The following is a 14,262-nucleotide window of genomic DNA, read 5'->3' on the forward strand; positions in this document are numbered from 1 at the left end:
CTATAAAAAATTAATAGCAGTATTTATATTCACCCATGTCTCTTTTTTCTCCACTATAGTCCATACCATATCTATGAAAAAGTCATAAATTATTTAAGTATAAAAAAGAAAGTGTCGATAAAGCTTTAATTATTAGATTTCACTAGAAAAACACATTCAATATTCTCAATAGAGGTGAAGACTTTGCAACCCAAAATATCAATTATCCTTACTAGTTATAATAAGCCGTCATTAATTAATCAAGTTATTGAAAGTGTTCTAATGCAAACTTATAAAGAATGGGAACTTTTTATTATGGATGATAACTCCTGTCCAGAAACTATAAATGTCATAAAAAATTATCTAGAGGATCCTCGAATTACTTATACGAATAGTTTTATACAAGATGATGAACGATATAAAACTACAAGATATGCAACACTTATCAATGAGGCACTACCATTAACCTGTGGGGATTATATTTGCTATTTAACAGATGATACTATATACCTTCCAAACAGATTAGCTGAAATGTTGTCTTTCTTAGAAAAACATCCTGAAATTGATGTAGTCTACTCTTCCCAATACGTAAAATATGTTGATTATAACCTACAACCTACAAATGAATTTGTGAGAGAAGCTTCGGAAATTTTATATACAGCTTGCTAATGTTGTAGATCATTGTTCAATTATGCATACTAGAAGAATATTATTAAAAATCTATGAAAAGTACTGTGGATATTGGGATACAAATCCTTTATATTGGTTTGCTGGAGATGCAATGTTTTGGAAACGCCTAAATACATTTCAACCTTTTTATCCCATTAACAAAGTGCTCGATATTACTTTTAAAACACCATTCTCTTTCCAAAACCTATATGCTAACCTCCCTTCAAAAGATTTAAATGGTATTTTATTTAGTAATTCACAAGGTGAAGTATTTTTAATTGATAACTTTAAACGCAGGCTTATTTCGAAAGATATGCTTTCTTACTTCAAATATAATCAAAATGAAATTGTCTTAATTCCCGATCCATTTATCCACAAATATACAGAAGGGCCCCCCATAACCCTTACAGAGTCAATTCCAAATCTACGGGTTGTGCAAAATGAAAAAGGAGAGTTATTTTATATAGAAAATAATCAAAAACGTCCATTTATTGACATCATTGCATTTCGCAAATTTAAATTTTCAGTTCAAAAAATTATTAAAGTTTCACAACGTAGTTTAAATCAATTTTCAGATGGACCACCTATTTATCCAAATTTATCTCATCACGCGGTTTTACCAGAAGGAAAAGTATTTATCTACCATCACAATTATTTCATCATGACAGATTATATGCTTCATCCCATAGATAAAGATATATTGCAAAAACTATATCTATTAAAGAACTGTATACCGATTTCAAAGACCAATTTATCCTACTTTAAGATGGGCCCTCCTATTTCAACATACCCCTCTTACCTAGCTGAAAAATACTTAGAATAGTACCAAGAAAGAGTATTATCAATAAAACAATAGAAAAAGGTTCTGAACTAAGTACTATGCTTGCCTATAGTATTATTAAAGAATTAAACGAACTGTTAGAAAATGAACTAAATAAAAGTCCATATTGTTCTACTAGTATCTCCTAATAGGGTGATAGAATTTATTTAGATGATCAAAGATTCTTCTTAACTTGTAAAATAAATTATCATAAAAAGAGGACGCAAATAAAAATGCGTCCTCTTTTTATATCAAATCAAACTAATCCATTAAAATCCTTTTCATGAATCTGAATAAGTAATGTTTTTAAGAAAAACAAGATCTAACATCTTAGCTGTTACACTAAATAGATTCACATAATTCACAACTATGACAAGTATTACATATCGCTTAAGTTTCGTTACCTTTTTCTGTATATAATGATAAAAAATTGTGAAATTTTATCGCATTATGCAAGACATTTACTATCAAATATATTACTTTTACTATGAATTAAATGTGTTTATAGGACTTTTCTAGATAAACAAGGTGCTAAATTAATTCTTAAGAAGTCATTACTATTTTATTTATCTAAAAATTGAAAAAATATGTGTAGATAGATATCATCTTAAATACATATATAATTAACTTTAATTTTCTGACACGATTTCACATAATTCTTAAACTAATTTTTTACGTGCATTATGAAAAAAATTGCACCGTGTCAGTCTTTAAAAGATTATATATCATAACTTTAAGAGAGGAAGGAAAACTATGAAGAAGAAAAGAAAAATCATTATGACAACAGCACTTGCAGCTACGTTAGCTACAGGTGCACTACCTACTACCTCGGTGTTTGCTGCAGAAAAAGAGGCTCCTATTCAACAAAAAGAGGCACAATCGAGTATTCAACCTTTTGCACAAAATAATTTGGAAACAGCCGTTCAAGCTGCCTTAAATGGTCCAGAAGTCAAAAAAATTAAAGTATTTGAACATGAATTTAATGTAAAAGAAATAGAAGTAGTAAACCTAGGTGCAGGAAAAAAATATGTTAAGGGGCAAATTTCTCATCATTTAAGTTTTCGTCCAGATGATCAATTTTATTATGAGTTTACAGTACAAGATGGAAAGGTACTAGATAAACCTGTATTTAATATTGATAGAGGTGGTTGGACACCATTTGCCGCTCCACTTTTATCAATTCTTGCTGCGTATAATGGAATTCCAGTTAATCCAAATGATTTAAATACACTTGGTCAGCAGATTGGTAAAGTTATAGATGGAAGCTGGGAACATGCAGCCCAATCAATTGCAACTGTAGTTAGTCTAAGTTTTAATGAGTAGAATTTTTCAATTTTTATTAGCAGTGTAGAGATCCGCTTTTTGTAATCAGCCTTGTTATAAGAAATTCTAAAACAGCTATTAATAAATTTTTACCACTCAATCACATTATCTTGATTTGTTTACCACCTTATTATTCATTATATGTCACAAAATAGAAGTCTTTTTTAGGACTTCTGTTTTGTTTGTATTCAATACGATAAACAGTTTTTTTGGGAGGCTATACTTCGATTTTTCAAGAATCCATTTGGCTATTAGAGACAATTTATAATAACAAATTATTAAAGTCTCAAATAACTTACTCCCCCTATTGTTAATTATTTTCAAATACAAAAATTTATTATCTTAAGAATGAAAAACAATAAATATAGTAAAAAATCATCTAACAATTGTTTAAAGGTCAGGAGAGAAAAAATGAACAAAATAAAAATGAGAAATTTCTTTAAAATTAGTATCCTTACTTGTATTACACTAGCAAGTTTAAGTACACCATCTACTATTTTAGCTAATAGTCATCCAGGTTACTCCTATGAATCAAATATAGGGTATCAAAATCCATCGTGGATGGCGAAAATAGAAGATTCAACAAAAATAAGTGAAATATCTATTCCAGGGACTCACGGTACAATGGCTTTACATGGAGCAAGTTTTCTTGATGAAAATTTGACAAGAAATCAAACTATGAGTTTATCTCAACAATTAAATTCCGGAATTCGATATGTAGATATGCGTGTTAAACGTGTAAAAGATTCTTTTGCAATGTATCATGGTGTTGTAAATCAAAAAGCTGTGTTTGAAGATGTATTAAAAGAGACCATTCAATTTTTAAAAGATCATCCAACAGAAACAATATTAATGCGCTTAAAAGAAGAAACTACTCCTGAAAATGGATCTCTATCATTTGAGGAGATATTTTTAAAATATAAAAACGTTAATGCTTCATATTTTTGGGATCCTAATTCCGTACCAACTTCAGATAGAAATAACCCTACTTTAGGAGATACCCGCGGGAAAATTGTAATCTTACAAAACTTTACATCCACTCAATTGTGCGGGATTGATTACGAAGGTTTGAATATACAAGATAAATTTGAGATTGGAAGCGGACCAAACGAAATATATACAAAATGGATTGCGATAAAAAACCATCTACAAAATACAAATACTAACTTTAATAATGGAAAAATTTATCTCAACCATTTTAGTGGTACGGGGGGCGCAGCCGCATTTTTAAATAATGTATATCCTTGGTTTGTTGCAAGCGGAAAAGAAAGCAGAAATACTGACAGTAGTCCTAAATTGATTCAAACGAATTCCACTAATGCGTGGAGTGATTTCCCTCGCGATAGAAACGGACAAGTATACTACGGGGGGATGAATACACTTGGGACCGAACTCTTACAACAAGGCGCAATTAAACATTCTGGTATCATCGCAGCTGATTTTCCTGGTCCAGGTTTAATTGATAGTATCATTAAATTAAATGGTATACATTCAAATGAAAAAGAAATATTAATTTCGCAAATAGCATCTGAATCTAGTCCTTTATCAGGGCAACAAAATCGATCCAGCCAAAACTTTAAAATTGATAGTTTACCTGTAGGTACCAAAGAATTAAAATGGGTTATTGAGCCTTCTGAAAAAGATTATCCTTCTACTATTTCTTTCAATGTAATGATTGATGTTTCCCTGGGAATAGATTCCACTCGTTGGAAAAATATTTCACATGAATCTAGGACTGAAGCTTACACAAATACTAAATATTATATTGCAAGTCCAATTGGTGCCACTAGCAAATTCACAGTGAAAATTTACGCTATTACAAATTAGAAAAAAAGAATCCCAATGGAATTCCATAGGGATTCTTTTTTTAATTTCATTTCGTAAACATTAGGATAGCGATTAAATTTTATCCCGCATTAACGGGCGCCCGTAAAAGCCCGATTGGTGAGGGCTGATAATCAGTGGGGGATGAACAAAACCTCCACTGATTACAGTTTCACTTTATTAACATATCATTTAATCCATTAGATCATTATATTTGGAACAGCCCTTAATTTTTAAAGAGCAATCCAAAATTGTAAACTACCTTTTTCAGCTTATCATTTATTCAAAACTGGCTTCCAAAGCGATAAAGCAAAAATCCAATTTGAGTCGCCATTTCCTTGATGATTTTGAACCGCTTCGTACACTTTCCCCTCATGTACTACTCTATCACCTTTAGTATATGCTTTTCTTGCATCCCATTTTTCATATGCGGAATCCTCTGACTTTGTTGTTACATTCAAAACATCACTTCTACTAGATTCATTTCCAGCTAAATCAACCGCCGTCACTACATATTTATACGATGTATTAGCCTTCAAATCTTTATCCATAAAGGATGTATTAGCCGCTGTCCCAATTTTATTCATAACCCCAGCGCTTTCTCTATATACAATATAATGGTCAACACCTACATTATCTTCTGACGGACTCCACATCAAATCAACAGTTGTCGATGTTGTACCCATACTATGTAATCCTTTTGGTTGAGTTGGAGCCTCTATATCTGGGATTGTATGTGTTGTCTTAACCTTCAGTTTTTCACTTTCTTTTGATATGTTTCCAGCAGAGTCTAATGCCTTTATTGTATAAGTATATTCCGTATCTGCTTTTAATTTTTTATCAATAAAAGTTGTACCTGGTACCGTATCAATTACTTCTCCATTACGTAACACTTGATATTCTTTTACACCTATATTATCAGTGGAAGCCTTCCATGTTATTTCAACACTATTGGCAGAAACTTTAGAGGCATTTAATTCAGTTGGTTGACTTGGAGCTACTGTATCAGGAGTTTCATTATTTACTAAATTTACATCAACTACATTATAAAAAGCATTTGACGTATCTGCTACATCCCATACAGCTAAAATAACATGATAACCATTACGATCAGTTGGTACATTAATTGTATGTGTTAAATTATTTGATGCGGCCGAACCGTCATGTTTCACAGTTCCGATTGGTTCTAATTCAGCACGTGTTAATGGTTTGTTAGGATCCCATCCCTTTTTTGTAATGTAATAATGCCATTTACTTGTAGAATGTGGCGCTGTATATTTCCATGTAAATGTATTTACTCCACCTTTAATTGTGTTTTTGAACCAACGATTTGATGTTTGTTGGTCAAGAATACCTCCAAACAATCCTCCTGCCGAAGCGATTTTCCCATCAATCGGTCCACTATCTGGAAATCCTTTAGGTGCTTCTAGACTTTGAGGTTCGTACATTACATTTCCACAATTTAAATTTAATGCCCCATAATTCTGACTACATAAAGCAGCACGACTACTCGGCTTTTCAACAAACCCATGTGCATACGCACTTTGAGGAGTCATTGTGATTGCCATCATGCCTGCAGCCAATACACAAGCACCAATCCCCTTTTTACTTGTTTTTAATCTTTCCAATTTAGATGCTAATTTCAATTTCATTTTTGTCCCCCCCAATATATTGCTTTCGCTAATATAATAGCAATATAGGGATAAACGAACAAATCGTTAATTAATATATTAATATCCCTCATAAATTGGTACATTTATTATTATTTTTAATCTCCTATAAAAATAAAGTAAATACAATTACGCAATTTTGTAACATTATGTATTAAAAGAAGAATAAAAATTCCATTTAATTTCACAAAAAATTCAAATATTAAACAAAAAAATTCCTCATATAGGAAAAAAAAATTTTTATATTACAAAAAGCAAAAAAGTCTGGAAGAAACCGATTATATCCGTTTCTTCCAGACTTCCCTACTTTTATACCACTCACAAATCCTTTAACCTTAAACATATACACTTGAGGTTAAAACACATATAATACCCCTACTAATTCAAACTAACGCTTAATTACTCATAAAATAACTTAAGGTATCTAGCTTAACTGTATTTTCTTTATTAATAACTATTTTCTATCCTGTATTTCCTTACTTTAAACAGATTATCAAGAGATTGTTAACGTTTAAGAAAAGAGAAAAGATTTAAAAATCAAATTTTAATTATCACATTCTAATAATTTATTGTGTTATTTTTATCTAATAAGGCACAGAAACAAAGGATGAACTTCAGTGTGCTTGAGAAACGGTTCTTAGGGTGAAACGTTTAAAGGGTATTTTAGTACTGAGTTTTTATTAAATGTTCCTGTACCTAATACTTAAATTAACGTATGTCAAAATATTTTACAATACGAGTATTAAACGTTACATATTTTTATATAAAATGATACATTTCATCAACACGCCTCTTCTGATCTTTATGATAAATATAGAAAATTCAGCTCTTTAGGATTTAATTTTAGAATTCTCATAAAAGTATATAATAGATTAGACACATAATTGTCACAAATTAATAGTTTATCTACTTTATGATTACCTATGAAAACTTTATTACCACTTCAATATTTACTGCTAAACTAAAGCACTCTATACCTACAATTTCTTAAAACCCTTTTAAATAATCTTTCAAAAGAGTCGATAGTTTTTTATTTTTTATTTTTTTATTGTACATTTGTACATTTGATGTTAGGATTATGCCTATTAAAATTGAATCCTAACGATTCTTCTTTATAATCTCCATGTTTTAATTGTTAAATAAAAATATAGATTCTGATATATATTTAAAATCAGAACGAAAATGTCGTTATTTTACAATGATGTCGTGGAATACCTTTAGAATGGAAAGATATATGCAACAACGTGTTAAGGGGTTACAGGGGGAACAAAAATGAGAGACTTTTTTGATGATAAGTATAAAAATATTGAATTAAAAAGGAGGTTAATAAATTTAATAAGTGAAATTAGCGAATTAAAAGGAAAATTAGCTGCTTATCAGGAACAAAACCCAGACATATTTAATAGCTTAGAAAAAACTATACCACTACATTACATAAAAAATTTCACAACTATTTATGAGGATATAAAAGTTCCTAATAAAAGATTAAAAGAACTTATTTTAGATGATATCGTACCTCAAAATATTTCGGAAGATGCTATTTTTTGCTATTATCAAACACTTTCTTTTGTACATAAAAACTCCTGTACTTTATTAATCAATCCAGCAACTATACAGGAATTACATTTTCAACTAATACATTACATTACCTCTGACAGTGCCAAATGGCGTGAAAAACCTTTTATCATTCCAGGAATTCCAGAACATGGAATGCACTTGAATAGTTACCGCATTCTTCCGCATGAACTTATTCCACAGTTTATGGAGCAATTATGTGATCAATACAACTCATTAAATACTAGTAAGGGGCTACATTCACTTTTATTAATAGCTCGTTTTATATTAAATTTTTATTGCATAGTCCCTTTCAATCAAGGTAATAACAGGCTGGCATTTATGTTAATGCAATTGCTGTTAATTAAGAGTGGACATACATTTGTAAAATATGTATGTCTGGATAAATATATTAAGAAACACGAATCTGATTATTACAATTCGATTTATAAATCTTCGGTGAATTGGTACTGCGAGGAACATAATAATAGCTTTTGGTTAAAAACGTTTTTAACCATTATATTAGAGGCTTACAAAGATCTTCATAACACAGTTCTAGATTCTATATGTAAACATACTAAAGTTGAGAGAATTCAGGATTTTATACTTAAACAAAAGCAACCCTTTACTAAAGAAAATATTCGTAACACTTATCCAGACATTGCAGAGAGTACAATCAGTAAGGCTTTAAATTCCTTGCAACTGTTTGGCCATATTAAGCTAGTTACAAAAGGAAGAAACGCAAAGTGGATTAAAATTTGACCATACTTTCAAGACACCTGAGGTTCAAAAATTCAATAATAATTTTATCATTGAATTTCATTTTAATTTTAAGCTATTATTACTTTTTTAGTTATTTCTAATTCCAACAAAACAGTTTATAGGAAAAGGTCCACTTCCCTCCGCCTTTTCCTATAATAAAATTAAATATAAACATAGAATGATTGTCGAAAGAAGTCGTATTTTAATATTTTTTCTTTATTTTCTGGTTGTAAACGTTTCACTTTCATGTTACCATCTTAATCAAACAATAGATGGTAATAAAAATGAAAGTATTTCTTTCCCTTAGAAACATATAAACGTACGGTAATATCAAGAAAATAAGGCCAAAGAAATATTTGATACCTACCAAAATAATTAATAGGAATTTTGTCGCGCTGTTTTTTTTCTGATAATTAAGAAAATGCATTTTGTCCCTAAACAAAATTTGTTAGTGCGCAAAATTCAAATACACTAGAACACCCAAATAAATGAAATATCCTTTTTCATTGAGTATTAAGGTATGAAAAAAGAATTCTTCCTACAAAATTTAGCTGATTAACATAAAGACATCTAAATTACTACCTTTATCGCCATCTATTGTTGACAACATATTTACCAACTAAAAAAGAACCTATCAAGGGTTCTTTTTATTATAATCATTCAAATTTCAATTCTATCTTAATACTTAAATTTCCACACAAATTACATCTGCTTTTTGCTCTCAATTATTGAATTAATAATATAGCACATCAAATTTATTAATTCTTATCTCCAATTAGTTTAAATTAGTGAATAAAATTCAATCATATAAAAATAATAAATACAACTAATCGTTATATATTAAAGAGGTGTCAATTTTGTCCTTAAATGAAGAGACCTTAGAAACTAAGACAGATAAAACCATTGAAAAGATCCAAACAAGTAACTTAAAACAACTTAAAAATACACTAGATAATATCTTTGATATTAGTGCAGATTTAATTGAACATCCTTTGCAATTAAAAACAAACACGAATATTTTACTATATTATTTTGAAGGCCTTACAGATGGTGTTGCATTAAAAACCAATGTTGTTACACCATTATTACAAGAAGTAAATGAAGACAGTCAAATATTTAATTCTAATATTATTGCTACTCATACCAAAATAGTATATACATGGAATGAAATTAAAGAAGGGTTACTTGAGGGGCAATGTGTACTGTTTATGGAGGGAGAAAAGCGGTCACTTCTAATAAATACAAAAGGCTGGGCAGAAAGAGCAATTCAAGAGCCAATTTCAGAAGTTACTATTAAAGGATCCCATGATGGATTTATTGAAAATGCCACAAAAAATATAGGTCTTATTCGTCGATATATTCCTTCTACAGAGTTAAAAATCAAAAAGCTGACGATTGGAGAACGAGCCACTTCTATAGTCTATTTAATTTACTTAGGTGATGTAGCAAACGCAGATGTAGTCCAAGAAATAGAAACTAGAATCTGTAAAATCAAAACAGATGCGGTATTAAGTATTGGAGAGCTATCTAATTATACAAAAGATCAAAATTGGACTCCTTTTCCACAGGCTTATTTAAGCGAACGCCCAGACGCCATTTCAAATCATATACTTGATGGGAAAGTAGCAGTGTTAATGGATAGATCACCTGGTGCAATGGTTGTTCCTATGAATTTGATTGGATTTTTTCAAACCCCAGATGATTATAATATTCATTGGCTCATCGCATCATTTTTTCGCTTATTACGATTCGCAGGATTTATTATAGCTATTTTTTTACCCGCATTTTATATTGCTATAGTCTCTTTTCACTTTGAAATTATTCCTATAGACTTATACACTTCTATTGCAACATCAAGAGTCAAAGTCCCTTTCTCCCCCTTATTGGAAGCTTTTATAATGGAAATTACACTAGAAATGCTACGTGAAGCTGGCATTCGCTTACCACAACCAATTGGACAAACTATTGGAATCGTTGGAGGGATTGTAATTGGACAGGCGGCTGTTCAAGCTGGTCTTGTTAGTAACGTTATGGTTATTATCGTATCTATTACAGCCATTGCTTCATTTATTGTTTCTAATTATGATTTATCGAGTTCTATACGCCTTATCCGTTTTCCAATGATGTTATTGGCTTACTTTTATGGGATTGTAGGTATTGTTAGTGGATTAATGCTCTTATTTGCTCATTTTGTTTCACTAACCTCCTATGGTTCACCATACGGAATGCCAATCGCACCATTTCGTCTCCAAGAGTTAAAAGATTCTTTTGTAAGATTTCCTATTTCGATGATTACCACCCGCTCGAGTACAGGACAGCCGAAACAAAGAAAGAAAAAAGAAGGTGGTTAACATGGGGAATCTTAAGTTCCAAAAAATAACTTTATTCGAATTTATTATTTTCATTCATTCGCTGCAACTTGCATCTGGTATGTTAATTATGCCAAGCCCACTTGCTACTAATGCCGGCACAGATGGCTGGATTTCGATCATTCTCGGATGGATAGTTACTTCTATAATCGGGGTATTTATTATATTAATGTTACAAAAAAATCCTAACAAAAATTTCTCACAAATCTTAAAAACATACTTTGGTAAATGGATAGGGACAATTCTTTTTCTTGCATATGCCTTTTATCTATTTTTTGCTGGATTTAATACTTTATTAAAGGCAACCGATATTGTAAAAGTGTGGATATTCCCTTCCACTCCTGCTTATCAAATCACCATATTATTACTATTACCTTTTATTATTTTAGCCCTGAGTGGGTTAAGGGCTCTTACTAGTTATTCTATGCTTGTTTTCTTCTTCACTACTTGGATGCCACTATTTCTTCTTTTTTCGCTAAAGACTAACTACAATCCTTTACACCTACTACCTATATTTAAAGAAGGATTATATCCTATTGTAAAGGCAACAAAAGAAACCATTACTCCTTATGCTGGCCTAGAAATTGCATATTATATATACCCATTCTTACAAAAAAAACAAAAAGCCATAAAAGGACTACTAATAGCGAATACTGGAACCATGTTTTTCTATCTATATGTTACTATTCTTTCTTATATATACTTTAGTCCAGAGGGGATAAAAGACGTAATCTGGCCAGTATTTCATCTGTTAAAAGGGGTTCGTTTTTCTTTCATAGAACGATTAGAAATTATATATATCGCTTACTATTTAATTGTCTTTTCCACTACGATATATCCGTATTTATTTTTCAGTTTTGAATCTGTGGCCATTTCACTTCAAAAAAACGCCCGCAATTGGGCGCTGCTTGCTTTTATGTTATTTATAGTTGGCCTATTTATTTTCCTAAATCCCGATGTGGATCAATATTTGTTTATATATTCTCTTATGGATATCTTAAATGTCGTTTTCTTTATTCTATTACCAATCTTATTTTTCGCTTACGGTATTCTTTTTACTTGGATTACTAGGAGGAAACAACTTTGATTCGAAAATGGATATGGATTGTAATTTGTTGTGTATATATAATTGGTTGTAGTCAGAGAATTCCTCTTGAGAAGGTTTCATTAATCCTGTTAATTGGCTTGGATAGAACCCCTAATGGAGACATAAAAGTTGGAACAAGCATACCACTCTTTCATCATAAACAGCAAAAAAGTACTATAGAACATTGGACACAAGCATCCACTGTATATACTGGATTCAGTAAGATAGATACGAAGTTAACTGGCTTTATGACAGCTTCCAAAGCTGAAATCATTTTAATTGGAAAAAAATTAGCACAAGAAGCAAATTGGTTGCAGGAGCTTGATTCTTCTTACCGTGACCCTTACGCTACCATTAATGCTAAAGTAGTACTTGTAGATGGACCTGCAGAAGAAATTTTTACAATTCATAAGCCTAGTAAACCATCACTTTCATCTTATATAAATGGTGTAATCGAATCGTCAATTCAAAATAACCAATCCGTCTCTTCTACAATTCAACAATTAATGAGAGAACAAAATGAAGAAGGAATGACGCAAACTGTTCCAATTATCAAAAAAACAAAGAATGAAATCGACACAGTAGGAATTGCATTTTTAAATCGAAAAGGGAAATATTTAACTCATATCCCTAAAAAAGATGTTAAATTTTTCAATCTTATAAATAAGCAAAAAGTAGCGGGCGAATGATACTACACCTTGCGCTTCCTCCTAAAAAGTCCAACAAAAAAACAAACACTTCTATATTCGTACAGAACGCGACAAGGAAGGTAGTTGTTAATTTTCAAAACGGAAAGTTTGTATTTAATCTCGATATTTACGCTAATGTAGCTTTAATAGAAAAAACCAATGCGAATTCAATTAAAGGGCACTATGATAATAAAAAAAATATAAATAATTTAAAAAGTGCTATTCAAAAAGAAATTAATAACAATTTACAAAATATGTTATATGAAATACAGCAGAATAAAATTGATCCAATCGGATTATCCCAATATGCTAGAGCATTTCAATATAAAGAGTGGAAAAAAGTAAAAGGAAATTGGTTGCAAGCGTTAGCAGAGGCTAAAATAAATGTAAAGACACACGTCAAAATAAAAGATACTGGGACCATTAGAAATTAGACTAGTCTATTCTTCTGCTTAAAATTATTTCTAAGTGGAATTTTCCATCCTCTATAATTATTATGTAAAAGATAATAACTCAAAGAAAAATCTACTGGTTAAATGCTAACCAATAGATTTTTCTTTTTTATCTAAGGATTCTTTTAAAGGCACAACAATTTTACTGTAGTAATCAAGGACTGGTTTCTAATTTAAGTTACTGGAGAGTATAATCCCTACCAGCTTTCATCCCAATAGCAACTCAATGATATAACATTAAAGATATAATTCCTTAACTTAGGGATTTTGACTTTTCAAATTTATACCAATATCTTAGCTCTATGTACTTTGATATATATATATATGTCCACATCAATATGTTATTGCATCATATACTGAATAGATAATTTAAATTACTTTTAAAAAGGATGATCAGGATGAACCTAGATGATATACAAAAATCCTATGGCGTAATTGTAAGTTTAGGAGGCTTGTGTCAAGTCACTAACCAAATCAAAAGGCATCATTTAAGAACATTTTCTGGACCTTTAGATTGGTTTTATTATCCATCACTTTCAGATGTAAACAGATTACTTCAAAATCGATTTGAAAAATTTATGAAGTTGGAAAATATGGTCATAGAAGGTTCAGAAAGTTACGGTCTTATTGAATCAGAATTTGATAATCAAACTAAATGGGCAGAACGAATTACCTATTGTATAAAGGACACTTATTATAATTGTTTTTCAATGCATGATTTTCCTATTGACTCAGAAAAGGATTGGAAATCAACCTATCCTTCTTTTAAAGCTAAATTAGACACTAGAATTAATCGATTCCTTGAAAAAATAAATAGTAGTGAATCAATTTTATTCATTAGGATTTGGGGAAATCGAGATGAAGCGGTTGAATTAAAAAACGTATTATCCGAAATTACAAATGAAGATTTTAATATTCTTATTGTCAATTTTAAGGAGGATATATCTAATATCGTTGAACAAAATTGGGGAATATCGAGGGTTTGTTCAATTGAACTCCCACGTTATCAGGATAGATGGGAAGGTGATGATTCCGATTGGGATTATATTTTAAATAAAATAACA

The 14,262-nt window shown here is 30.5% G+C and carries 7 protein-coding genes and 2 pseudogenes; 8 read left to right on the top strand and 1 reads right to left on the bottom strand.

The window, feature by feature from the left end; translation table 11 throughout:
• Positions 1-183 precede the first annotated feature (183 nt).
• The 3 genes and pseudogenes from JFU02_RS06325 to JFU02_RS06335 all read left to right on the top strand — a co-directional run bounded on the left by JFU02_RS06325 (position 184) and on the right by JFU02_RS06335 (position 4,618).
• Positions 184-1,471 (top strand): annotated as a pseudogene (locus JFU02_RS06325) (glycosyltransferase family 2 protein).
• Positions 1,472-2,221: 750 nt separating this feature from the next.
• Positions 2,222-2,791: a hypothetical protein gene (locus JFU02_RS06330; RefSeq protein ID WP_000730216.1), complete on the top strand. Its 570-nt coding sequence runs from the start codon at positions 2,222-2,224 to the stop codon at positions 2,789-2,791.
• Positions 2,792-3,202: 411 nt separating this feature from the next.
• Positions 3,203-4,618, top strand: coding sequence for a phosphatidylinositol-specific phospholipase C (locus JFU02_RS06335; RefSeq protein ID WP_001033599.1), 1,416 nt, complete (start codon positions 3,203-3,205; stop codon positions 4,616-4,618).
• A 272-nt stretch (positions 4,619-4,890) separates the two neighbouring features.
• Here the strand turns inward: JFU02_RS06335 and JFU02_RS06340 are convergent, their stop codons facing one another.
• Entirely contained in the window at positions 4,891-6,267 is a 1,377-nt protein-coding gene (locus JFU02_RS06340) for a lytic polysaccharide monooxygenase (protein WP_086406911.1), read from the bottom strand.
• Positions 6,268-7,557: 1,290 nt separating this feature from the next.
• Between JFU02_RS06340 and JFU02_RS06345 the strand changes: the two genes are divergently transcribed.
• The 5 genes and pseudogenes from JFU02_RS06345 to JFU02_RS06365 form a co-directional block, all read left to right on the top strand.
• On the top strand, positions 7,558-8,601 hold the full coding sequence (locus tag JFU02_RS06345) for a Fic family protein (RefSeq protein WP_001204224.1): 1,044 nt from the start codon (positions 7,558-7,560) through the stop codon (positions 8,599-8,601).
• Between the two features lie 857 nt (positions 8,602-9,458).
• Positions 9,459-10,952, top strand: a complete 1,494-nt coding sequence (locus JFU02_RS06350) for a spore germination protein (RefSeq protein WP_000055704.1) — start codon at positions 9,459-9,461, stop codon at positions 10,950-10,952.
• A 1-nt stretch (position 10,953) separates the two neighbouring features.
• Positions 10,954-12,057, top strand: a complete 1,104-nt coding sequence (locus tag JFU02_RS06355) for a GerAB/ArcD/ProY family transporter (RefSeq protein WP_061667954.1) — start codon at positions 10,954-10,956, stop codon at positions 12,055-12,057.
• Positions 12,054-13,180 (top strand): annotated as a pseudogene (locus tag JFU02_RS06360) (Ger(x)C family spore germination protein). The gene JFU02_RS06355 and the pseudogene JFU02_RS06360 overlap by 4 nt, the downstream one beginning before the upstream one ends.
• A gap of 416 nt (positions 13,181-13,596) precedes the next feature.
• Positions 13,597-14,262 (top strand): papain-like cysteine peptidase (locus JFU02_RS06365; RefSeq protein WP_201070261.1); only part of this gene is annotated, 666 nt, incomplete at its 3' end.

It is taken from the genome of Bacillus sp. TH13 (assembly GCF_016651175.1).
GTDB lineage: Bacteria > Bacillota > Bacilli > Bacillales > Bacillaceae_G > Bacillus_A > Bacillus_A thuringiensis_S.

Coding starts and splice junctions, on each gene's coding strand:
- JFU02_RS06330 (WP_000730216.1), top strand. CDS start 2,222: ATGAAGAAGAAAAGAAAAATCATTATGACAACAGCACTTGCAGCTACG.
- JFU02_RS06335 (WP_001033599.1), top strand. CDS start 3,203: ATGAACAAAATAAAAATGAGAAATTTCTTTAAAATTAGTATCCTTACT.
- JFU02_RS06340 (WP_086406911.1), bottom strand. CDS start 6,267: ATGAAATTGAAATTAGCATCTAAATTGGAAAGATTAAAAACAAGTAAA.
- JFU02_RS06345 (WP_001204224.1), top strand. CDS start 7,558: ATGAGAGACTTTTTTGATGATAAGTATAAAAATATTGAATTAAAAAGG.
- JFU02_RS06355 (WP_061667954.1), top strand. CDS start 10,954: ATGGGGAATCTTAAGTTCCAAAAAATAACTTTATTCGAATTTATTATT.